This is a genomic window from Pseudactinotalea sp. HY160, from assembly GCF_009372055.1.
In the GTDB taxonomy this organism is placed as follows: Bacteria; Actinomycetota; Actinomycetes; order Actinomycetales; family Beutenbergiaceae; genus HY158.
Genome location: NZ_WHMT01000021.1, coordinates 27458 through 48768 on the forward strand (window position 1 = coordinate 27458; position 21311 = coordinate 48768).

A 21311-nucleotide genomic window follows, 5' to 3' on the forward strand; every position below is an offset into this window, starting at 1 on the left:
CCGGGTCAGACCTGCGGGCCGCGTCAGCGCCCGCGTTCGCGCATGAGCTGACGGACGCGCGCGAAGAATCCGACCGGGGCCGGTTCCGGTTCGGGCTCGCGGGGCCGCTGCTCGATCGCGACGATCCCGGTGTAGGTGTCGAAGGTCCAGTCGAGGGTCTCCGGCGCGACCACGGACACGTAGTTCGGGGTGTGGTCGACGTTGACCAGGGCCTTGCGATCGAGCTTGGGGCGAGCCGGCGGATCCGCGGTCCAGGCCGCGACGAGCAGCGCGAGCCGGGCGGCGAGGTTGAGCCAGATGAGCAGGGTCGCCAGCGCCGCGACCGCGGCGACCGATCCGAGCAGCGGCCGGCCCGAGACGTTCGCCACGACGGAGGCCCCGAGCAGCCGCAGCGCGCCGGTGCCGACGGCGCCCAGGGCGCAGCCCTGCCAGAGCCGCGCCCAGGGCACCCGCGCCCCGGCCAGCCCGCGGAAGAGGACGGCGAAGACGGAGGCGTCCACGAGGAAGCTCACGGCGATCGTGGCGACGTCGAGGCCGAGGCGTGACCCCGACTCGTTCATGAGCCACCCGACGTGCCGTTCCAGCCAGCCGAACGCGACCTGGGTCACGACCGCCAGGAACGAGGTCGTGAGCACCGACACGGCCAGGCCGATGAACCCGAGCAGGTCGCGCAGCTTGCCGAACAGGAAGTTCTCGCCGGTCTTGCGCAGCCCGAACATCGCCCGCAGAGCCGTGCGCAGCGCCGCCATGACCACGGTGGCGGAGTTGAGCAGTACGAGCACGGCGATGATGCCGGCCACGCCCCACCCGGTCGCGAGCACGAGCTGATCCGGGGTGACCAGGCCGGTTCCCGAGCCGGTGTCGATCACCCCGGGCAGCACCTGGTCGATCTGGGCGAACACGGTCTGCGCGAAGCCGGGATGGTCGCGGAACACCCCGACCAACGCCGTGAGCGCGATCGTCAGGGCGGCGGCGACCGAGAGGAGCCCGCCCAGGGCGATCCCGCCGCTCAGTTGGGCGCCGTTGCCGGCGCTGTACCGGGCCAGGGCACGGGCGATCCTCGTGTCGCGCCACCACGACTCGGCCCGGGCGGCCGCGACTTTGAGCCGTTCGATCATGCCCGCGAGGACCGAACGGCCCGGTCGGTCCGTCGCCCGCGGCTCCTGTTCGCCGCCGGCGCCGCCCGTCCGCGCGCGTCTCATACCGTGAGCGTGAATCGATCGATTCCCCGCCACACGCCGTCGAGCCCGTGCTCGAAGAGTTCGAAGGCGGCGACCGGGAACTCGGCGGAGAAGTCGGCCATCGCCGCCTCGGCCCGATCGAGCGAGGTGTCGTCGATCTCGTGGGCGATCGTCACGTGCGGACGGTAGGGGAAGCGCTGCTCGGCCGCGAGCGGGCCCGCGTTCAACGCCGCCTGGAGACCGGTGCAGTCGTCCCCGCCGCGCACGAGCGGGACGAAGACCACCGGGGTGATGGGCCGGAACGTCTCGGTGCCGGCCAGCCGGACGATGAACGGTGACCGGGCCGCGGCGACGCGCGCGAGGTGAGCGACGACGTCCATAAGCCGTTCCGGATCGATCCAGGTGGGCGGGACGAGCGTGATGTGCGGGGGGATGAGGCCGGCGCGCGGATCACCGGCGTCGAGCCGGGCCCGGGTGAGGGCAGCACGATACGGGTCGGGAATCTCGATCGCGACACCGATCCACATCTCGACTCCAGCGGCTCAGTTCGGCACCCCGCGTGGGCCCGTCTCGCGTAACTCTCCCACAAAACGACGCTTGTTCAGACTTGTGTTATTGTGTTCAGATGACTACCGGGATGGCGTTATCCAACGAGCACACCGCGGTGCGGCGCACACCGACGACCCTGGCCGACGGCCGGGACCTCTTCTACTTCGACGATTCCGAGCCGTACGTCTCCGGACGGGCCACCCGGCGGCTCGACGACCCCCGCCCGCTGGCCGACCGCTTCGCCTCGTTCACCGACCCAGGCGGCACGACCCGCGAGGTCACGGGCCCGCAGATGCGCCAGGATCCGCTCACGGGCGAGTGGATCCCCATGGCCACCCACCGGATGAATCGCACCTTCCTCCCCGGCCCGGACGCGAACCCGCTCGCGCCGGCCGACCCGACGGCCGAATACTCCGACGGCGAGATCCCCGCAGAGGACTACGACGTCGTCGTGTTCGAGAACCGCTTCCCCTCGCTCATGGCGGTGCCCGGGGCGCCCGCGGACACCTCGTTCGTGGACGACAGCCCGCTGTGGCCGACGCGCCCGGCCGCAGGCCGCTGCGAGGTCATCTGCTTCTCCCCCGATCCGGACGCCTCCCTCGGAGGAGTCTCCGAGCGGCGGATGCGCACGATCGTCGAGGCGTGGACCGACCGCACCCGCGACCTGAGCGCGCTGCCCGGCATCGAGCAGGTCTACATCTTCGAGAACCGTGGCAAGGACATCGGCGTCACCCTGCATCACCCGCACGGGCAGATCTACGCCTACCCCTACCTCACCGCGCGCACCGAGCAGATGCTCACCCGCGCCCGGGCCCATCGGGAACGCACCGGGCGGAACCTACTGCGCGACATCCTCGAGGCCGAACTCGCCTCCGGGCGGCGGATCGTGGCCGAGACCGAGCATTGGGTCGCCTACGTGCCGGCCGCCGCGCGCTGGCCCGTCGAGGTGCACATCGCCCCGCGCCGCGACGTGCCCGACCTGCCCGCCCTGACCCGGGCCGAACGCGACGACTTCGCCGGCCTGTACCTGCGGCTGCTGCGCCGCCTCGAGCGCTTCTTCGTCGACGACGAGGGCCGCGGCATCCCGCTGCCCTACATCTCGGGATGGCATCAGGCGCCGACCCGCGAGGGCCGCGACGACCTGCGCCTGCACCTGCAGTTCTTCTCGCTGCTGCGCGCGCCGGGCAAGCTCAAGTACCTCGCGGGCTCCGAATCGGGCATGGGCGCGTGGATCTCCGACACCTCGCCCGAGCGCATCGCCGACCGGCTGCGCGAGATCCCCGCCGAGCCGGTCGCGTAGCGATGACCACCTGGATCGCCCCGTGGGAGCGTGCGGACGGCGCAGCTCGGGCCCGCGCGACGTTCACCGCCGCCTTCGGTTACGAGCCGTCGGGGGTGTGGGCCGCGCCCGGCCGCGTGAACATCATCGGCGAGCACGTCGACTACAACGGGGGCGTGTGCCTGCCGATCGCGCTGCCGCACCGCACGTACCTGGCCTTCGCGCCGCGGCCGGATCCGGCGGACCGCAGCGTGCGGCTCGTCTCGGACCGGGAGGCGGCGACCTGGGCGGGCTCACTCGACGAGGTGGCGCCGGGACTCGGGTCCTGGGCGGCCTACGTGGTGGGCGTGCCGTGGGCGCTCGAGCAGGCGGGCCACGCGACGACCGGGTTCGACGCCGCGGTCTCCTCGTGCGTGCCCTACGGCGCCGGCCTGAGCTCCTCGGCGGCGCTCGAGTGCGCCGCCGCCGTGGCCCTGGCCGACGCAGACTCCTGGGACGGACCGGACCCGGCCACGACCGCGGGCCGATCGGTGCTCGCCGCCGCGTGCGTCCGGGCCGAGAACGAGATCGCCGGGGCGAACACCGGCGGCATGGATCAGAACGCCTCGCTCCACTGCCGCGCCGACCACGCCCTCCACTTCGACACCCGCTCCGGTGAGCTGAGCCAGGTGCCCTTCGACGTGTCCGGGCACGGCCTCGAGCTCCTCGTGATCGACACGAAGGCCCCGCACGCGCTGGTCGACGGCCAGTACGCGGCCCGGCGCGCCACCTGCGAGGCCGCGGCGGCCGAGCTCGGCGTGGCCACGCTGCGGGACGTCGACGACCTGGGGGCCGCGCTCGCGCGGCTGCGCGATCCCGTGAGCCGGGCGCGGGTGCGTCACGTGGTCACGGAGATCGAGCGGGTCGAGGAGTTCTCCGCGGCGTTCCGCGCCGACGACCTCGCGCGGGCCGGCGAGCTCATGACCGCCTCGCACGTGTCGCTGCGTGACGACTACGAGGTCTCGGCGCCGGAGCTCGACGTGGCCGTCGATTCGGCCCTCGGGGCGGGCGCCCTCGGTGCCCGGATGACCGGTGGTGGCTTCGGCGGGTCGGCGATCGCCCTCGTGCCCGCCGGTTCGCCGGCGGTCGTGGTGGCCGCGGTCGAGGCCGCATTCGACCGCTCCGGGTTCGCCGCGCCCGAGTTCCTCCTCGCCCCCGCGGCCGAAGGCGCCGGACGCGTGGCCTGAGCCGGCGACCGGACGAGGGACCGGGCGAGGGACGACCGGTCCCCGTCGCGGTCCGGTGTGATTCCCCGTCGTTGCCCGCGTCTTCGCCGCCATTCCGCGGGTTGCCGGTCGGAGGATCGGGCGCCTCGGGGTGGATGTCGGTGGTCGGTTCTAGGGTTGTTTCATGAGCACGAAGGCGGCCCGGCAGATGCGAGCGAGGCGAGCGGAGATCGCCTCGATCGCGTCCGAGGACGCGGTACTGGACCGGGTCCGCCAGGTGCGCAAGGTCCAGGCGGGCGCGGAGGCCGATCTGTTCTTCCTGGCGATCGAGATCGCCCAACGCAGCCCGGTCACCGAAGAGTGCGGGGCGTGGTCGTGCCACACCGATCTGGCCCTGGGGGTCTCGTATTGTGATTCGGCGGCGAACTGGTTCGCGGCCGTGACCGGCTTCTCCACCGACGCCGCCCAGGCGATGCTCCTCGAAGCCCTCGAGGTCGCCGAACGGCTACCGCTGCTGTACGGGCGGGTGCTCGATGGGCGTACCCGGGCGCACACGGCCCGGCTCGTGGCCGAACAGACCCTCGGCCTGAACGCGGAGGCGGCCCGGTTCGTCGATGTCCAGGTCGCTGCGGCCGGGGCGATCCGGGGCCGATACGCCATCAAGGGGCTGGTGCGGGAGGCGATGATCACCCACATGCCCGACCAGTACGCCGACCTGCAGCGGGCGCAGGCCGATCCGCGCCGGGCCGATGTCCATATCGGCACCGACGGCACCGGCCGCATCGACGCGATCGTGTCCACCTTCGCGGCCCTCGATCTGGAACAGAGCCTGGCCTTCGGGGCCGCGCAACTCAAGGCCGCCGGATCCGGTGAGGTCCTCGACGCCCGTCGCTCGCTCACGTTCGAGGGCATCATCGCCGCCACCCACCACCCCGAACCGGCCCGACAGGACGGCTTCGACCTCACCAACGGACAATCAGGCCAGCAGGCACAGGAGGCACAGCAGACCCGGCAGGCACAGGCGCCGGGGGCGGGGGCGCCGGACTGCACGAACAGCACCAACGTCATGGCCGTGGGCACGGGCGCGAGTCCAGCCGTGGGCAGCGCCGCCTGCGCGGCGGTGGCCGGAGCGGCGGCGGGTCTGACCGGCGGGGCGCCTGCGACGGCTGTGGGCGGTGGTGTCTCGTGTGGGCCTGCGTGGTCGGGTCGGGGCGTGCCGCGGGCGAAGGTCGTCATGTACCTGCACATGAACGCCTCGGCGTTCTGGCCCGACGGCAGGCCACCCGACCAACCCGATCCTCATTCTGGAAACCGACCACCCGATCGTCATCCCGGCGACCGATCACTCGATCGTCATCCCGGCGATCGGCCCCCTGATCATCCCGACCGTGATCCTGGCTGCCTGCCCGCCGGTGGGTCGTGCGCGGACCCGCCGGGCTCGGCAGGTACGGGCTGTCTCGAAGATACGGCCGGCTCGACGGGCCCAGCGGGCGCAGCGGGCGCAGTCGATCCCGAGCACGCCGCCGGTCCGGCCTATGTCGCGGGCCGGTTGGCCCGCGAACCCGTGCGCATCGAGGGGCCGGGGATCCCGCCCGGGCTCGTGATCAGCGCCGCCGAGATCGCGGCCATGTTCACCACGCCCCACGACGCGGCCATGCCCGACAGCGCGCCCGTTGACGGACCACGGTGCTCTGATAGGCCACGCGGGACGGGTGGGCCGTGGGGGCCGCAGATATTCGTGCGTCCGGTCATCGACCTCGAAACCGAACACGAAGTCGCCGGCTATGCCGCCGGGGACGTGATCAAGGACCACCTCCACCTGCGCGATCGAACCTGCGTGTTCCCCAATTGCGCCCGCCCGGCGCGGGCCTGCGATGCCGACCACATCGACCCCTGGAAGACCGACCCCCAGGGCGACCCGACCGGCGGACCGACCTGCACCTGCAACCTCGCCAGCCTGTGCCGCCGGCACCATCGCTGGAAGACCCACAACCACCCCGGACAGCCGCAGGGACGCGGCTCGTGGGCCTACGTCACGCTCGCGCCCGGAACCTACTACTGGACCGGCCCCATGGGCCTACGCTTCCTGCGCACCCCGACCGGCACGACCGAGGTCACCGACCAGGCCTGGCACCGCCGTGACCTCCGTGCACTCCAGGGCCCCGGCGCACTCCAGGACCTCGGCGCCCTCCAGGACCTCGAGGCGCTCCCGGACTCCGGCACGATTCCAGGCCCCCATGCCATTCCCGGCCGCGAGCCGCGCCCGGATCGCCCGGATCATCAGACTGTCCCGGGCAACGAGACTCTTCCGGGACTCGAGAAGGTCCCGGGACTCGAGGCCAACACGGCGCTCGACGCACGCCAGACCCCCGCGGCTCGCACGGATCTCGAAGCTCACCGGGGTCACCCGAACGCTGCGGCAGGACCCGACTCGCGGGCCCGCCGCGACGATCTCGACGAGGCCTTCATGGACGGCCTCGACTACGAATACGGCCATGCCGACAGAGACGTCGACCCCAGCGAAGCCGACCTCGAGGCAATCCTCGCCGATCGGCCCCCGCAGCCGCCCGTCGTGTAGGACACCGGCGGCTCAGGAGGCGAGGCGACGGCGCAGCACCACGGTGGTGGCCCCGGCGAGACCCAGGACCCCCGCGACGAGCAGCGCCGTGCCCCCGAACCCGGTGACGGCGAGATCGTCGGGCGTACCCGCGGGCCCGGCCGGATTCTCACCGGTCGAACCAGCGGCGGGTCCGCGTGCATCGTCGGCGGCGTCGGCAGCAGCTCCATCGTCACCCTGGCCCGCCACCGCGTCAGCCCCCTGAGCATCCGCGGTCCCGCCCTGGGCATCCGCGGTCCCGCCCTGGGCATCCGCGGCCCCACCCTGGGCGTCCGCGTCGGTCCCGGCGGCGGAATCGGCATCGGCCCCGGTTCCCGCGTCGGCGCCCGCATCGGCACCGGTACCTGCGTCGGCACCGGAGTCCGCGTCGGCACCGGAGTCCGCGTCGGCCCCCGAGTCCGAGTCGGCACCGTCGCCCGGGCCCGGCTGAGCAGAATCGGGCCGGATGAGGTTGTGGGAGAGGTAGAGCATGACCTCGGCGGGCGCCGGTGCCGGACCGAACTCGTTGCCGTCGACGTTGACGCCGTGGCCGAAGTCCCAGATCGAGACGCCGCGGAACAACGGGTCGTCGTCTATGTCGTTCGCGTGCATCGCCTCCGTGGCCGCCTTCGTGTAGTCGAGCATCGGGTATCCGGGCACCCCCTCGACGTCGGGCTCGCAGCCGGCGCCGTCGCACGTCGTGTACTCGTTCGACGACGCCGAAGCGGGGATGCCGAAGCCGTAGGGGATATCCGACTCGGCGGCCCAGGCCTTCATGTCGGCCACCTCGCGTGCGACGGTCTCGGTGTAGGCGGGCAGGCCGTCGAGCTTGCCCGGGCCGCGGTTGTTCAGGTTGTACAGGGAGGCGACCATGTAGCCGTTCCCGCGAGCGCTCACGATGTCCTGGACGTTCGCGGCGCTCTCGGTGCCGGGCTCGATGGCCTCGGCGAAGGTGAAGAACGAGAAGAAGCGCCCCTGGGGGTGTGTCTCGTCGACACAGCCCCACGGGTCCGTGCCGTCGGTGCCGGCGAAGTTCTCCGCGATCTGCAGGTAGAAGTAGTACTGCCCGTTCTTCGTGGACACATCGAAGGGTTCGAGGTCGAATTGGATCCCGTCGATGCCCGGGTCCCCGCAGAGCAGTTCGGCTGCGGTATCGGCGTAGCCGCGGGCGAGTTCCTCGGACAGGTCGTCGAAATTGGTGAGGTAGCCGTCCGGGCCGATCCGGCCGTCGATGATCGGGGAGACGAGCACGGGCGTCTCCTCGCCGTCCGTGCCCTCGATCGGGTCGAGGTCACGCGCGTACGCCGCGGTCGAGCGCCGGCCCTGGGCATCGGGTCCGTAGTACACATGCAGGTCGTCCAGGGTGCAGTTCGCCGCAACCGCGTCGGGGCAGTAGGTCTCCATGTCGGTGGCGTAGCTGAACACCTCGCCGATCTCGTTGCCGGGTGTCGCCACCGCGTTGTACTCGTTGACGAGGTCGACCCACATCCCGGCCTGGAACTCCCCCGCCTCGTCGCGGTCGTACATCCACACCGAATTGGCCCGCGGCGGGAACTGGTCGGCGACGGGCGCCTCCGCGTCGGGTGCGGCCCAGGCGGGGAACGCGAGAGCGACGAGGAGAGCCGCGCCGCCCCCGGTCGCCAGGGCCACGCGCAGACGCCGCGGGCGGGCCTCGGAGTCGGTCGGTCGCTTCATGGCACGGGCCTCACAATCCTCATTGATCCTGCTCGCCGGACGACGTTGCGCGGCGAGGACTGTGCCAATCTATGACTGGCGGTGCTCGTGTACAAGGCCGCGTGGAGGATCGACCGGCACGTGCCGTGGTGAGGAGTGGGACATGAGCGAGGAGTCGAACATCGGGCGCCATCGGCTGCTCATTCCCGGAACAGCGGCCGTTGTGAGCGCGGTCGCGCTCGTCCTGCTCGGTCGCTGGTCGAACTTCGTGGGCCACCTGCTCACGGTGGCCGCGGTCCTCGCCTCGCTTGCGCTCCTCGTGCCCAATCCCGCCGCCCCGCGGCCGGTCCGGGTGCGCCGCGTCTCCGCCGGTGTGCTCACCGGCGGCCTGATCGCCGCCGCCGTGTGGCTCGTCGTCGTGCTCGTGCGCTGAGCCGCGGGCGAACTAGATGTCGAGGCGGGCGCGGACCGGGGCGTGGTCGGAGATGCGGACGTCGTAGCTCGGCTCGCGGTCGACGGTCACGTCGCGCACCTCGGCGGCCGTACCCGGGTCGGCCAGCAGGTAGTCGATGCGCCAGCCGGCGTCGTTGTCGAAGGCCTTCCCGCGATAGGACCACCACGTGTACGGCCCGGCGACGTCGCCGGCGTGCGCTCGGCCGAGATCGACCCAGCCCGCGCCTGAGAACCAGCGGGTGAGATAGGCGCGCTCCTCCGGCAGGAAGCCGGAGGTCTTGAGGTTGCCCTTCCAGTTCTTGATGTCCCGCTCGGTGTGCCCGATGTTCAGGTCGCCGCCGATGATCAGCCGGCGCCCGTCGAGCTCGGCCAGCTCGCGCAGCTGGGCCATGCGCTTCTCCATGACGTCGAGGAAGCCGTACTTGAGGGCCATGTGCTCCGGCTCGTCCGCGGTCCCGGTGTGCACGTACACGCTCACGACCGTGGCATGCCTGCCGTCCGGGGTGAGCAGGTCCGCCTCGATCCAACGTCCGCCACTCGCGGGGGCCGCGCCCTCGAGCCCGATGCGGACCGCCTCGACCGGCCGGCGGGTGGCGATGGCCACGCCCGCCCTCCCCTTCGCGGGGGCCTCGGCGTGGACGACGTGCCAGCCGTCCCCGAGGTGATCGGTGAGGATCGACGTCTCCGCCCGGACCTCCTGCAGGAGCAGCACGTCCGGATCCTGGGTGTCGATCCATCCCTGCAGGCCGCGCCGGTAGGCGGCCCGGACCCCGTTGACGTTGACGGTGGCGATACTGAACATGCCCCCATCAAATCGTCAGAGCGGCGCGGCCCGAAATTTCGTGACCTGGACCACAGCGCAGTCCGGTGCAAGGCAGACGGCCGTGAGGTCGCGCCCGATGGATCGAGGATCCACGGTGCGCGACCTCACGTCGTTCTCGGGCGTTCGGTCAGCCGATCAGCTCACCCTGCTCGCACTGCGACGGCGCACCCCGAGGAGCACCGCTCCCCCGACGGCGAGCATGGCCAGCGCCGCGACCAGCATTCCCGATGCGTCCGCACCGGTGTCGGGCATCGCGTCCCCGCCCGGTACCGTGCCCGTCGGCTGACCGCCGGGCCCGTCGGATACGTCCGAACCGTCGGTCGGCTCGTCCGTCGGATCGCCCGTGGGCTCGTCCGTCGGCTCGTCCGTCGGCTCGTCCGCCGGCTCATCGGTCGGCTCATCGGTCGGATCGTCCGTCGGTTCATCGGTCGGATCGTCCGTCGGAGGTTCGGTCGGGCCGGCGTCGAAGGTGTGCGACCACTCGGTCACCGCATCGTCGGCGAACTCGAAGCCCTCGAGCGGCTCCGCGGTGACGACCACCTCGCCGGAGCCCGGATGTGTGCCCGGCTCGACCGACTCACCGCCGATGAGGTACTGCACACCCTCGACGTCGGGAATCGTCACGGTGTCCGAATCCATACCGGCCTCATCCGTGAACGTCGGAGCGACCGGTACGGCCGGCTGCTTCGCGGAGTCGAAGGAGAACGTCCACTCCGTGGTCGCGCCGTCGGCGAACTCGAACCATTCGAGTGCCTCCGCCGTGACCACCACGTCACCGCGTCCCGGGTAGACCCCCGGGCTCATGGGCTCCCCGCCGAGTCGGTACCGCACTCCCTCGACGTCGGGGATCGTCACCGTGTCACCGGCGGTCCCGGGGCCGTCCGTGAAGACCGGCTCGTCCGGCACCAGCGTGGTCGTGTATCGCATGCCGAAGCCGAGCGGAAGGAGCACGTCGGAGCCGTCGGCCGTGGGAACGTCGACCGGGAGCTTCCCGCTCGGGTTGATGTCGCCGGCGAGTGCGGCCGTCACGGCCGCGAAGCTCGGGATCTGCCAGCTGTACTGGTTGATCACGGCGGCGGCACCCGGAAAGACGTTGATGTCGTAGGGGTTCCGGGTGGCGATGACCACGACCGGCTTGCCGGTGTCCACGAGGTCGGCGACCATCGCCTGCTGGGCGCTGTTCCCACTCGCGTTGTTCGAGGTGAAGAGCACGACGTCGATCGCATCGTCCTCGGCCGCGGCGACGGCCCGGGCACGATACTCGGCCGACGGCGAGGAGCCGTTCTCAAGCTCCTCGGTCACCGTGAATCCTCGCTCCTCGAGCATCGGCGTCATCCGCTCGGGCCAGCCGGACCCGGCGCCGACCACGAGCACGTGGTCGGCGTCGACATCGAGCGGGAGCACGGCATCGTCGTTGCGCAGCAGGGTGAGCGAGCGCTCGCTGATCTCCTTGGCCACCGCGAGGTTCTCGCTCGAACCGACGAGGTCCGCGGCGGCGCCGGTGTCGACCATCGGGTCCTCCCAGACTCCGCGATCGAGCTTCCAGTGCAGGATCCGCGTGACCGACTGCTCGAGGTCGGCACGAGAGAGGTCGCCGTCGTGCACGGCGTCGAGCACGCCCTGGATGGCGGCGTCGACGTCCGGGGAGTTGAGCAGGATGTCCGAGCCGGCCGCGACCGCGAGAGCAGCGATATCACCGTCGTCGAGCGGGTTGCCGGGAATGTTCTTGAGCGCGTCCATGTCGAGGGCGTCGGTCGTGATCAGCCCGTCGAAGCCGAGTTCCTCGCGCAGCAGCCCGGTGAGCACCTTCTTCGAGAGCGTGCCCGGCATGTCCGGGTCGATCGCCTCGACGATGATGTGGGCGGTCATGATCATGTCGACGCCGGCGTCGATCGCGGCCTCGAAGGGCTCGAGGTGCGTGTTCAGGGTCGCGCGATCGTACGTGACGATCGGCAGGCCGGTGTGGGAGTCCGTGGCCGTATCCCCATGACCGGGGAAATGCTTGGCCGTTGCCGCCATGCCCTGTTCCTGCATACCGTTGATCTGCGCGACGCCGAGCTCCGAGACCGCATCGGGATCGGAGCCCATCGACCGCACGCCGATGACGGGGTTGTCCGGGTTCGTGTTGAGGTCGACGCTCGGGGCGAAGTCGACGTTGATGCCCATGGCGGTCATCTCCTTCGCGAGGACCGCCCCTTGGTCATAGGCGAGGCCCGCGTCGAAGGTCGCGCCGAGGGCCATGTTGCCCGGGAACACCGTGGCCGGGGAGCCGACCCGGGCGACGATGCCGCCCTCCTGGTCGATCGTCACGGCGAGCGGGATCCCCGATCCGTCCTCCCCGACGGACGCCTCCTGCAAGCCATTCGACAGTTCGGCGCTGCCGACGGGATCGTGCTCGACCACAGGATTCGACCAGGCGAAGTAGAGCACACCGCCGAGGTCGTACTTCTCCACGACCTCGGCCGGCGTGTCGACGCCGTAGCGGGCCTGATTCTTGGACTTCATCGAGTCGTCGTCGGCGGAGTTGCCGTAGACGTGGGTCCAGGTCATCTGGCCGATGAGCTCCTCGAGGCTCATGTCTGCGACAATCTGGGCGATCGCATCCGCGTCGCTGGGCGGATCGATGGCGGCCTGGGCCGGCAGCATCGTGGCCGCCACGAGACCGCCCGCCGCGAGCGCGGCGAGGCAGGCACGCGTACCGGTCGCGCGACCGGCCCGTCGAAGTGTTCGGGACACCGTTGTTCCTCCTGTGTTGGGTGAGTCGCACCGTTCCGGACCGGCAACCGTGCGCAGCACGGAACGTTGATGAAAATATCTGTTGCCAGATCACTACTGGTCGTAAAGATATTTCGGACCTGACATTACGGCGCCTGCCGCCGCTACGCAAGGGGAGCGACGTCGTCCACATGCTGAACACTTGCGGCGGCCCACGAGCACGCCGACTCGCGCCCATGCACAATGGCACCCGTGTCCACCTCGATCGTCCTGCGCGCATCCCTTCGGCCCTCCCCGGGCCGAATGATGCGAATGTGCGCCTGAACCACGCCTCCCCCGCGCCCATCTGAGCGGCGCATCGGGTCGTCCCCCACCCGCACCGACCCGCCAGGCCCGTGAGCACGACCGCTGCCGCGAGCCGTCCCGCCCCGAACGGCGGCCCATCCGCGCCGCCCCAGCACGAAGGAACCACACCCATGTCCTCCCTCCGCCTCAAGCACGCCGCACTCGCCTCCCTCCTCACCGCCGGCGCCCTCGCCCTGACCGCCTGCGGCAGCGATGCCCCCGCCGCGGCCTCGACCGGCGGCAGCGACGACCCGATCCGGATCGGCGTGGTCACGGCCGCCGAGGACTACTGGGACACGTTCACCGACCTCGCGGCCGCCGAGGGGATCAGCGTCGAGTTCGTCAACTTCACCGACTACCAGCTGCCCAACTAGGCGCTCACCGACGGCGAACTCGACCTCAACCAGTTCCAGCACCTGCTCTTCCTCGCCCAGTACAACGCGAAGGCCGACGGCGACCTCGTGGCGATCGGGTCGACCGCGGTCTACCCGCTCGGCATCTACTCGACCGAGCACTCCACCATCGAGGAGATCCCCGAGGGCGGCGAGGTCGCCATCCCCAACGACGCCACGAACCAGGCCCGTGCGCTCCTCGTGCTCCAGGAGGCCGGGCTGATCGAGCTCGCCGGCGGCGGGAACGCCTTCTCCACCCCGAGCGACGTGCTCGACTCCTCCCGGGTGAGCGTCACCCCCGTCGACGCCGCCCAGACCCCGCTCGCGCTCGAGGACGTCGACGCCTCGATCATCAACAACGACTTCGTGGGCAAGGCCGGCCTGAGCGCCGACGACGCGCTCTTCTCCGACGACCCCGAGTCCGACGCCGCCGCCCCCTACATCAACATCTGGGCGGCCCGGGCCGGCGACGCCGACAACCCGACCTTCGCCAAGCTCGCCGAGATCTACCACGACGCGACCGTCGAGGCCGGCGTGCAGGAGGTCGCCGGCGGCACCGCGGCCTTCCTCGACAAGGCCCCGGCCGCGCTGGCTGACATCCTGACCGGGCTGCAGACCGACATCGACGGCTGAGTCGCCCACCCATGACCGACACCATCATCCGCCTCGAGCGCGTGAGCAAGTCCTTCGGCGCACTGCGCGCCGTCGACGAGGTCTCCCTCGAGATCCACGCCGGGGAGATCTTCGGGGTCATCGGCTACTCGGGTGCGGGCAAGAGCACCCTCGTGCGACTCATCAACGCCCTCGAGCGGCACGATGCCGGCGAGCTCACCGTCGCCGGCGAGCCGCTCTCGCCGCTGAGCGAGACGCGGCTGCGCGGGGTCCGGGCCGGGATCGGCATGATCTTCCAGCACTTCAACCTGCTCGGCTCGCGCACCGTCGCCGCGAACGTGGCCTATCCGCTCGAGGTAGCGGGCTGGCCGCGGACCCGGCGCCGGGCGCGGGTGGCCGAGCTGCTCGAGTTCGTGGGGCTGTCCGACAAGGCACGCGCGTATCCCGCGAAGCTCTCCGGTGGCCAGAAGCAGCGCGTGGGCATCGCCCGGGCGCTCGCGACCAGCCCGCGGATCCTGCTCGCCGACGAGCCCACCAGTGCGCTCGACCCGGAGACGACCGCCGACGTGCTCTCCCTGCTGCAACGGGTCAACGCCGAGCTGGGCATCACGGTCGTCGTCATCACCCACGAGATGGACGTCGTGCGCGCGATCTGCCACCGGGTGGCGGTCATGGACTCGGGCCGCGTGGTCGAGGCCGGCCCCACCTACGACGTGTTCACGCGCCCGCGCGCGCCCATGACCCGCACGTTCGTCGCCTCCACCCGGCGCGACCGGCCCTCGGCCGAGGTGGTCGAGCGGCTGCGCGCCCGCCACACGGGGCGGCTTCTCACGATCGGTGTGGACGACGAGACTCGCTCGAGCGTTCGCCTCCAGTCGGTCCTCGGCCGGCACGACGTGGCCGCCACCCTCGTCTACGGCGGCATCACGGAGGTGTCCGGACGGCCGTCCGGTTCGCTCACCTACGAGCTGACCGGGCCCGGCGTGGCCGGGGCCGTGGCCGAGCTGCGCGGACTGACGGACGTCGAGGACTGGGGAGCGACGTCGTCCACAAGCGGTTCCGGAGCATCGGAGGTGCGCCCGTGACGGCCGGCGACATGGCGCCGCTGCTGCTCGAGGCCCTCGGGCAGACGGCCTACATGGTCCTCATCACCCTCGCCGCGGGCGGCGTCGTCGGGCTCGCGCTCGGGATCGGGCTGTACGTGACGCGCAGCGGCAACCTGCTCGCGAACCGGGCCACCTTCACGATCCTCAACCTGGGCGTGAACATCGTGCGACCGATCCCGTTCATCATCTTCCTCGTGGCGCTCGGGCCGCTGACCAAGCTGGTGACCGGGCGGATCATCGGCATCGAGGCGTTCACGTTCGCGATGTGCTTCATGGCCGCGTTCGTGTTCTCCCGGCTCGTGGAGCAGAACCTGCTGTCGATCGACCCGGGCGTGGTCGAGGCGGCGCGCGCGATGGGCGCCTCGCCGCTGCGGATCATCCTCACCGTGCTCATCCCCGAGGCGCTCGCCCCGCTCATCCTCGGGTACACGTTCCTGTTCGTCGGCGTGCTCGACATGTCGGCGATCGGCGGATACCTCGGCGCCGGTGGGCTCGGCGACGTCGCGATCGTGTACGGCTACCAGCAGTACGACTGGGCCGTGACCGCGACCGTCGTGGTGATCATCGTGATCATCGTCCAGCTCGTGCAGTGGCTCGGGAACTCGCTCGCGAAACGGGCGCTGCGGCGCTGAGTCGTATCACTCGTCGAGAACGACCTTGTGGTCGGGAATCGCGCGATTCCCGACCACAAGGTCGTTGTGAACGGCTGAGCTCAGGCCGCCAGGCCCGCCCGGCGTTCCGCGGCCTCGACCGCGTTCTTGAAGAGCATGGCGATGGTCGTCGGGCCCACTCCCCCGATGCGCGGGGTGATGGCGCCGGCGACCTGCTCGCAGGCCTCGTCGACGTCCGGCAGGAGCCTGCGGCCCTCGTAGCGGACGCCGCCGCCGATGACGGTGACGCCCGGGGTCAGGTGCTCGGGCTGGAGGATGCCGGGCACGCCCGCGGCGGCGATGACGATCTCGGCGCGGCGGGTGTAGTCGGCCCAGTCCGGCACGCCCGTGTGGACGACGGTCACCGCGGCGTTCGCGGTCGGACGCTTCTGCGAGAGCAGCAGCGCGAGCGGCCGGCCGAGCGTCGTGCCCCGGCCGAGGATCACGACGTGGCGCCCGGAGACCTCGATCTCGTAGTGGGCGAGGATCGCCTCGATGCCCGCGGGCGTGCACGGGACCGGCCCGGGCATCCCCAGGGCGAGGCGGCCCATGTTCACCGGGTGCAGGCCGTCGACGTCCTTATCGGGGTCGAGGGCGAGCAGGGCGGCGTCGAAATCGATCTGCGGCGGGGTCGGGTGCTGGATGAGCACGGCGTCCACGTCGTCCGCCTCGTTCATGTCGGCGACCGCGGCGAGCACGTCGGCCTGCGTGGCGTCGTCCCCGAGATGGATGTGCGGCGCGGTGAACCCGAGCTCGGTGGCCTTGGTCTGCTTCATCCGGATGTACCCGGCGGAGGCGGAGTCGGAGCCAACGAGGATCGTGCCCAGGCCCGGGGTGTGCCCGGCCGCGGTGAGCGCGGCGATCCGGGGCGCGAGGCCGGCGAGGACCGCGTCCGCGACCGGGCCGCCCGGCAGCATCCGAGCACTCACTGCTGCAGGCCGGGGTAGAGCGGGAACGCGCCGGTCAGCTTGGCCACGCGGGCCTTGGCCGCCTCGACGTCGGCGCCCGCGCCGGTCGCGAGCAGCCCCGCGATGATGTCGGCGACCTCGGTGAACTCCTCGTCGCCGAAGCCTCGGGAGGCGAGCGCCGGGGTGCCGATCCGCAGGCCGGAGGTGACCCGGGGCGGGCGCGGGTCGAACGGCACGGCGTTGCGGTTGACCGTGATGCCGGCCGCGTGCAGGAGGTCCTCGGCCTGCTGGCCGTCGAGGTCGGAGTGGCGCAGGTCCACGAGCACGAGGTGGACGTCGGTACCACCGGAGACGACGGACACGCCCGCCTTCTTCACGTCCTCCGCGAGCAACCGGTCGGCGATGATCCGCGCGCCCGAGATCGTGCGGGCCTGCCGCTCGCGGAAGTCCGCGCCGGCCGCGACCTTGAGGGCCGTGGCCTTCGCCGCCACGACGTGCATGAGCGGACCGCCCTGCTGGCCCGGGAAGACGGCCGAGTCGAGCTTCTTGCCGAACGTCTCACCGTCACGGGAGAGGATGAGGCCCGAGCGGGGGCCGCCGAGCGTCTTGTGCACGGTGGTCGAGGTGACGTCCGAGAACGGTACCGGGTTCGGGTGCAGACCGGCGGCCACGAGACCCGCGAAGTGGGCCATGTCGGTCCACAGGTAGGCGCCGACCTCGTCCGCGATCGAGCGGAACGCCTCGAAGTCGAGGTGGCGGGGGTAGGCCGACCAGCCGGCGATGATGACCTTCGGCTGCTCCTCGATGGCGCGGGCACGCAGCGCGTCGTAGTCGATCAGGTGGGTGTCCTCGGCCACGCCGTAGGCGGCGACGTCGTACAGCTTGCCGGAGAAGTTGATCTTCATGCCGTGGGTCAGGTGCCCGCCGTGCGCGAGCGAGAGGCCGAGGATCTTGTCGCCCGGCTTGATGAGGGCGTGGAGCACGGCGGCGTTCGCGGTCGCACCCGAGTGGGGCTGGACGTTCGCGTAGTCGGCGCCGAAAAGGGACTTCGCGCGCTCGATCGCGAGCGACTCGGCGATGTCGACCTGCTCGCAGCCACCGTAGTAGCGGCGGCCGGGGTAGCCCTCGGCGTACTTGTTCGTCAGCACCGACCCCTGGGCCTGGAGCACGGCGCGGGGAACGAAGTTCTCCGAGGCGATCATCTCGAGGGTGTCGCGCTGGCGGACGAGCTCCCCCTCGAGCACGGCGGCGATCTCGGGATCGAGCTCGGCCAGGGGCATGTTGGCGGCGGCTTCTTGCGTCACGGGTTCTCCAAGTACGGGTCTCGACGGTGTCGACGGATGTCGATCGATCTCGGTCGGTCTCAGTCGATTCCGTGGCCCAGGCGGGCGACCACGAACTCCTTGGCATCGCTCCCCGGTGGTGATCCACCTCTGCGCCAGTCGCGATGATGCCAGTGTACAAGGAACCGGCGGCGATCCGATATGCGATCGCCGCCCACCGGCCGTGGCCGGACGCGGGAACGGTCACTAGGCTGGACGCATGCTCGTAGCGATCAGTATCAGCCCCTCCGCCGGCGACGAGACCGGGGGCGTGAGCGACGCGGTGGCCAAGGCCGTCCGGGTCATCCGCGACTCCGGCCTGCCGAACGAGACCACCGCCATGTTCACCACGATCGAGGGCGAATGGGACGAGGTCATGGCCGTGGTCAAGGCGGCCCTCGACGCGGCCGGCGAGGGCTCCCCGCGGGTCGGACTCGTGCTCAAGGCCGACATCCGGCCCGGCTTCACGAATCAGCTGACCGAGAAGGTCGACCGGGTCGAGGCCCGGCTGACCGACTGACCGGCGCGCTCCGCCTCAGCCGAACTTCACCTCGGCGACGGCGTGCTCCCGCCCCTGACCGGCCGCCTGGAGTTCGACTCGCAATTCGACGGTCTCCCCGGTGCTCGTGTCCTCGTACCGCACGAAGGTGGATCCGGCCCCGGAGTCCTCGCCGACCCGATCCCAGTGCGGGCCGCCCGGATCGGCATGACCGGTGAGCTCCTCGACCACCTCGGGGGTGGCGAGCTCGACCATCCGGTCGTGATCCCCCGACCCCCAGGCGACGATCAGGGCGTCGGCGTAGTCGGCGGCGTCGGTCGGGATGGGCGCATCGGTCCCGCCGGTCTCACTCCGTGTCGGGGTGGGCGTCGGGGTGGACGTCGGGCTCGCGGTATCGCTCTGCGAGCCCGTGGGCGCCGACTCGTTCGGCCCCGGCTCGCTCGGCGTGACCGAGGCCGGCGGTGACGCGGGCGGGGTGGGCGAGCCGCCGTCGTCCCCACTCTCACAGCCGCTCAGCGATGCGAGCAGCGCCGCGGCCAGGGCGCCGGCCGCGAGGGCGTGGCGCGTAGTGAGCGCGTGCATGAAATCCTTCCCCATCGTCGGTGCCGGGGTCAGGAGGCGGAGTCGACCTCGTGTTCAGTCTGCGCCTCATCCGGCCCGTCGCCAAGGATCTTGCGCAGGTAGGCGTAGGTGAGATCGCCGGCGTTCTGGTCGTACTGGTGCTCGAAGCCGTGCTTGTCGTACATCGCGAGGTTCTGCTTGGAGTCCTGGCCGGTGAAGACCCAGACCTCCTTCGTGTCCTCGGGCAGGTAGTGGAGCACGGCCATGAGGAGCTGGGTGCCGATCCCCTGGCCCTGCAGGTCCGGCACCACGGCGAGGCGGCCGAGCAGCGCCCGGTCCTCCTCGAGGCCCACGCGCACGGAGCCCACGAGCCGCGAGCCGGTCCACGCCCCGAGCGTGACGACGTCGGCACGATCGAGATCGGCCTCGAGCTCCGCCAGGGTCTGCGTGAGGGAGGGGATGTTCGGGTCCCCGTACAGCTGGGCCTCGGTCACGAACGCGGCCCGGCGCACCGTCAGCAGCTCGCCGGCGCAGGATTGTTCGACCAGGTCGATCCGCAGGTCTTCGCTCATGACCCCATCCTTGCACCTCGGACTCCCCCGGCGCACGGCGCAGCGCCGTGGGTGAGACGATGTCGGGCCGGGCGGCTACCCTGGCCGTTGTGACTGACAGCGCACCCCAGTGGGTCCTCACCCTCTCCTGCCCCGACCGCCCCGGGATCGTCCATGCCGTGGCCGGTGCCGTGGCCGGGATCGGCGGCAACATCACCGAGTCACAGCAGTTCGGCGATCCGGAGTCCGGGTTGTTCTTCATGCGGGTCCAGGTCGAGTCCGGTGCGGGCGAGGGGCCGCTGCGGTCGGTGCTCGAGCCGGTGGCCTCCTCGTTCGGGATGACCTGGACCCTCGACCGGGTGGGCCGGGCGATGCGCACGATCGTCATGGTCTCGACCACGGCGCACTGCCTCACCGACCTGCTCTTCCGACAGCGCTCGACCGGGCTGCCGACCGACATCGTGGCCGTCGTGTCGAACCACACGACCCTCGCGCCGATCGCCGAATTCTACGGCGTGCCGTTCCATCACATCCCCGTGACGAAGGCGACGAAGGCCGAGGCGGAGAACCGGCTGCTCGAGCTCACCGCCGAGCTGGACGCCGAGCTCGTGGTCATGGCCCGGTACATGCAGATCCTCTCGGACGACCTGTGTCGTGCCCTGCCCGGGCGGATCATCAACATCCACCACTCGTTCCTGCCCTCGTTCAAGGGCGCCCGGCCCTACGCCCAGGCGCACGCTCGCGGGGTCAAGCTCATCGGGGCGACCGCGCACTATGCGACGGCCGACCTGGACGAGGGCCCGATCATCGAGCAGGACGTCGAGCGGGTCACGCACGCGGAGGACCCGACCGAACTCATGCGGCTCGGTCAGGACGTCGAGCGCCGGGTGCTCGCCCGGGCCGTGCGCTGGCACGCCGAGCACCGGGTGCTGCTCGACGCACACCGCACGGTCGTGTTCCGGTAGCCGGCCCGCTCCGTCGCCTACGGTGAGTGGCATGGAACTGCAACCACTCGACGAGGACTGGGAGCGCGCCGTCGCGATCGTGGCGCACCCGGACGACATGGAGTTCGGCGCCGCCGGGGCGATCGCCCGCTGGACGGCGCAGGGCAAGCACATCACGTACGTCATGGTCACCTCGGGCGAGGCGGGCATCGACTCGATGGCACCCGATCGGGCGGGACCGCTGCGGGAGCGCGAGCAGGTCGACTCGTGCCGGATCGTCGGCGTCGAGGACGTGATCTTCCTGCGCCGACCGGACGGCACGCTCGAGCACTCGCTCGAGTTGCGGGCGACGCTGTGCGAGCAGATCCGGCGGCTGCGCCCGCAGATCGTGATGACGAACAGCTACCGGGAGACCTGGCCCGGCGGGCTGCTCAATCAGGCCGACCACATCGCCGTGGGCCGCGCGAGTGTCGACGCCGTGCGCGACGCCGGGAACCGGTGGATCTTCCCCGATGCGGGTGGCGGGCTCGAGCGTTGGGACGGCGTCCGCCAGATCTGGCTGCCCGGCTCGCCCGCCGCGGGGCACGCGGTCGACATCACCGCCACGTTCGAGGTCGGGCTCGACTCGCTCCGCGCGCATGCCGCCTACATCGAGGGCCTCGGCGGCTTCGACCCGGCCGGCTTCCTGGACGCTGGTGCGACCGCCGCCGGCGAGCGCCTCGGCTGCCGGTACGCCGCCACGTTCGAGGTGCTCCAGCCCTGAGGGCGGGCTTGCCCCTCCCCGCCCCCTGCGGGGAAACTCGCCGTTGCGGTGGCACATGTTATGTCGCAGGACATCGGTGACAGTTCTGCATCAGGACATCGGTGACAGTTCGAGGGGTCTTGGTGGTGACACTTCAGCGGGTTTGATGAGCGGATGCCTGCGAATGAGCCTGTTGATGCCCGT

At 71.2% G+C, this 21311-nt stretch carries 19 protein-coding genes, 1 pseudogene and 1 riboswitch; of the genes and pseudogenes, 11 read left to right on the forward strand and 9 right to left on the reverse strand.

Annotated features, from left to right (window positions below; genetic code table 11):
- Positions 1-23: 23 nt before the first annotated feature.
- Positions 24-1202: a YihY/virulence factor BrkB family protein gene (locus tag GCG21_RS14135; protein WP_152910323.1), complete on the reverse strand. Its 1179-nt coding sequence runs from the start codon at positions 1200-1202 to the stop codon at positions 24-26.
- Complete coding sequence (locus tag GCG21_RS14140; RefSeq protein WP_152910324.1) at positions 1199-1708, reverse strand: 2'-5' RNA ligase family protein; 510 nt, start codon at positions 1706-1708, stop codon at positions 1199-1201. Before GCG21_RS14140 ends, GCG21_RS14135 begins: the two co-directional genes overlap by 4 nt.
- Positions 1709-1818: 110 nt before the next feature.
- Here GCG21_RS14140 and galT point away from each other — a divergent pair, with 110 nt between their 5' ends.
- The 3 genes from galT (at position 1819) to GCG21_RS14155 (ending at position 6792) form a co-directional block, all read left to right on the forward strand.
- Positions 1819-3030, forward strand: coding sequence for a galactose-1-phosphate uridylyltransferase (gene galT, locus GCG21_RS14145; RefSeq protein WP_227993865.1), 1212 nt, complete (start codon positions 1819-1821; stop codon positions 3028-3030).
- Positions 3031-3032: 2 nt separating this feature from the next.
- Entirely contained in the window at positions 3033-4235 is a 1203-nt protein-coding gene (galK, locus tag GCG21_RS14150; protein ID WP_152910326.1) for a galactokinase, read from the forward strand.
- 163 nt (positions 4236-4398) lie between these two features.
- Complete coding sequence (locus GCG21_RS14155; protein WP_152910327.1) at positions 4399-6792, forward strand: HNH endonuclease signature motif containing protein; 2394 nt, start codon at positions 4399-4401, stop codon at positions 6790-6792.
- Positions 6793-6804: 12 nt separating this feature from the next.
- Here GCG21_RS14155 and GCG21_RS14160 read toward each other — a convergent pair whose 3' ends face one another.
- Positions 6805-8505, reverse strand: coding sequence for a hypothetical protein (locus GCG21_RS14160; protein WP_152910328.1), 1701 nt, complete (start codon positions 8503-8505; stop codon positions 6805-6807).
- 142 nt (positions 8506-8647) lie between these two features.
- Here GCG21_RS14160 and GCG21_RS14165 point away from each other — a divergent pair, with 142 nt between their 5' ends.
- Complete coding sequence (locus tag GCG21_RS14165) at positions 8648-8917, forward strand: hypothetical protein (RefSeq protein ID WP_152910329.1); 270 nt, start codon at positions 8648-8650, stop codon at positions 8915-8917.
- Positions 8918-8929: 12 nt separating this feature from the next.
- Here the strand turns inward: GCG21_RS14165 and GCG21_RS14170 are convergent, their stop codons facing one another.
- The gene (locus tag GCG21_RS14170; RefSeq protein WP_152910330.1) at positions 8930-9739 is read right to left on the reverse strand and encodes an exodeoxyribonuclease III; all 810 of its coding nucleotides are present in this window, start codon (positions 9737-9739) and stop codon (positions 8930-8932) included.
- Between the two features lie 156 nt (positions 9740-9895).
- The gene (locus GCG21_RS14185) at positions 9896-12496 is read right to left on the reverse strand and encodes a glycoside hydrolase family 3 N-terminal domain-containing protein (protein WP_370517533.1); all 2601 of its coding nucleotides are present in this window, start codon (positions 12494-12496) and stop codon (positions 9896-9898) included.
- 455 nt (positions 12497-12951) lie between these two features.
- Here GCG21_RS14185 and GCG21_RS16820 point away from each other — a divergent pair, with 455 nt between their 5' ends.
- The 4 genes and pseudogenes from GCG21_RS16820 (at position 12952) to GCG21_RS14200 (ending at position 15562) form a co-directional block, all read left to right on the forward strand.
- A complete protein-coding gene (locus GCG21_RS16820) occupies positions 12952-13194 on the forward strand; it encodes a hypothetical protein (RefSeq protein WP_227993867.1) in 243 nt (80 codons plus the stop codon).
- A gap of 12 nt (positions 13195-13206) precedes the next feature.
- Positions 13207-13845 (forward strand): annotated as a pseudogene (locus GCG21_RS14190) (MetQ/NlpA family ABC transporter substrate-binding protein); the annotation flags it as partial.
- Positions 13846-13856: 11 nt separating this feature from the next.
- Entirely contained in the window at positions 13857-14909 is a 1053-nt protein-coding gene (locus tag GCG21_RS14195; RefSeq protein ID WP_152910331.1) for a methionine ABC transporter ATP-binding protein, read from the forward strand.
- Positions 14910-14920: 11 nt separating this feature from the next.
- On the forward strand, positions 14921-15562 hold the full coding sequence (locus GCG21_RS14200; protein WP_152910340.1) for a methionine ABC transporter permease: 642 nt from the start codon (positions 14921-14923) through the stop codon (positions 15560-15562).
- A gap of 80 nt (positions 15563-15642) precedes the next feature.
- Here the strand turns inward: GCG21_RS14200 and GCG21_RS14205 are convergent, their stop codons facing one another.
- The gene (locus tag GCG21_RS14205; protein ID WP_370517534.1) at positions 15643-16509 is read right to left on the reverse strand and encodes a bifunctional 5,10-methylenetetrahydrofolate dehydrogenase/5,10-methenyltetrahydrofolate cyclohydrolase; all 867 of its coding nucleotides are present in this window, start codon (positions 16507-16509) and stop codon (positions 15643-15645) included.
- The gene (glyA, locus tag GCG21_RS14210; RefSeq protein WP_152910341.1) at positions 16506-17768 is read right to left on the reverse strand and encodes a serine hydroxymethyltransferase; all 1263 of its coding nucleotides are present in this window, start codon (positions 17766-17768) and stop codon (positions 16506-16508) included. The genes GCG21_RS14205 and glyA overlap by 4 nt, the downstream gene beginning before the upstream one ends.
- Before the next feature lie 91 nt (positions 17769-17859).
- A riboswitch (ZMP/ZTP riboswitch) is annotated at positions 17860-17944 on the reverse strand.
- A gap of 86 nt (positions 17945-18030) precedes the next feature.
- On the opposite strand from glyA, the gene GCG21_RS14215 reads away from it, so the two are divergent.
- Positions 18031-18330, forward strand: a complete 300-nt coding sequence (locus GCG21_RS14215; RefSeq protein WP_152910332.1) for an MTH1187 family thiamine-binding protein — start codon at positions 18031-18033, stop codon at positions 18328-18330.
- A 15-nt stretch (positions 18331-18345) separates the two neighbouring features.
- On the opposite strand, the gene GCG21_RS14220 is transcribed toward GCG21_RS14215, so the two are convergent.
- Positions 18346-18891 carry a hypothetical protein gene (locus GCG21_RS14220; protein ID WP_152910333.1) on the reverse strand — a complete coding sequence of 182 codons (546 nt, stop codon included), beginning with the start codon at positions 18889-18891 and terminating at the stop codon, positions 18346-18348.
- A 29-nt stretch (positions 18892-18920) separates the two neighbouring features.
- Positions 18921-19442, reverse strand: a complete 522-nt coding sequence (locus GCG21_RS14225) for a GNAT family N-acetyltransferase (RefSeq protein WP_152910334.1) — start codon at positions 19440-19442, stop codon at positions 18921-18923.
- Between the two features lie 59 nt (positions 19443-19501).
- On the opposite strand from GCG21_RS14225, the gene purU reads away from it, so the two are divergent.
- Together purU and GCG21_RS14235 are read left to right on the forward strand one after the other, a co-directional pair.
- Positions 19502-20386, forward strand: a complete 885-nt coding sequence (purU, locus tag GCG21_RS14230; RefSeq protein ID WP_152910343.1) for a formyltetrahydrofolate deformylase — start codon at positions 19502-19504, stop codon at positions 20384-20386.
- A 31-nt stretch (positions 20387-20417) separates the two neighbouring features.
- Positions 20418-21128, forward strand: coding sequence for a PIG-L deacetylase family protein (locus tag GCG21_RS14235; RefSeq protein ID WP_152910335.1), 711 nt, complete (start codon positions 20418-20420; stop codon positions 21126-21128).
- Positions 21129-21311 lie beyond the last annotated feature (183 nt).

Excerpts from the sequence above, each read along its gene's own strand:
- GCG21_RS14135 (WP_152910323.1), bottom strand. The coding sequence starts at position 1,202 with ATGAGACGCGCGCGGACGGGCGGCGCCGGCGGCGAACAGGAGCCGCGG.
- GCG21_RS14140 (WP_152910324.1), bottom strand. The coding sequence starts at position 1,708 with ATGTGGATCGGTGTCGCGATCGAGATTCCCGACCCGTATCGTGCTGCC.
- galT (WP_227993865.1), top strand. The coding sequence starts at position 1,819 with ATGGCGTTATCCAACGAGCACACCGCGGTGCGGCGCACACCGACGACC.
- galK (WP_152910326.1), top strand. The coding sequence starts at position 3,033 with ATGACCACCTGGATCGCCCCGTGGGAGCGTGCGGACGGCGCAGCTCGG.
- GCG21_RS14155 (WP_152910327.1), top strand. The coding sequence starts at position 4,399 with ATGAGCACGAAGGCGGCCCGGCAGATGCGAGCGAGGCGAGCGGAGATC.
- GCG21_RS14160 (WP_152910328.1), bottom strand. The coding sequence starts at position 8,505 with ATGAAGCGACCGACCGACTCCGAGGCCCGCCCGCGGCGTCTGCGCGTG.
- GCG21_RS14165 (WP_152910329.1), top strand. The coding sequence starts at position 8,648 with ATGAGCGAGGAGTCGAACATCGGGCGCCATCGGCTGCTCATTCCCGGA.
- GCG21_RS14170 (WP_152910330.1), bottom strand. The coding sequence starts at position 9,739 with ATGTTCAGTATCGCCACCGTCAACGTCAACGGGGTCCGGGCCGCCTAC.
- GCG21_RS16820 (WP_227993867.1), top strand. The coding sequence starts at position 12,952 with ATGTCCTCCCTCCGCCTCAAGCACGCCGCACTCGCCTCCCTCCTCACC.
- GCG21_RS14195 (WP_152910331.1), top strand. The coding sequence starts at position 13,857 with ATGACCGACACCATCATCCGCCTCGAGCGCGTGAGCAAGTCCTTCGGC.
- GCG21_RS14200 (WP_152910340.1), top strand. The coding sequence starts at position 14,921 with ATGGCGCCGCTGCTGCTCGAGGCCCTCGGGCAGACGGCCTACATGGTC.
- glyA (WP_152910341.1), bottom strand. The coding sequence starts at position 17,768 with ATGCCCCTGGCCGAGCTCGATCCCGAGATCGCCGCCGTGCTCGAGGGG.
- GCG21_RS14215 (WP_152910332.1), top strand. The coding sequence starts at position 18,031 with ATGCTCGTAGCGATCAGTATCAGCCCCTCCGCCGGCGACGAGACCGGG.
- GCG21_RS14220 (WP_152910333.1), bottom strand. The coding sequence starts at position 18,891 with ATGCACGCGCTCACTACGCGCCACGCCCTCGCGGCCGGCGCCCTGGCC.
- GCG21_RS14225 (WP_152910334.1), bottom strand. The coding sequence starts at position 19,442 with ATGAGCGAAGACCTGCGGATCGACCTGGTCGAACAATCCTGCGCCGGC.
- purU (WP_152910343.1), top strand. The coding sequence starts at position 19,502 with ATGTCGGGCCGGGCGGCTACCCTGGCCGTTGTGACTGACAGCGCACCC.
- GCG21_RS14235 (WP_152910335.1), top strand. The coding sequence starts at position 20,418 with ATGGAACTGCAACCACTCGACGAGGACTGGGAGCGCGCCGTCGCGATC.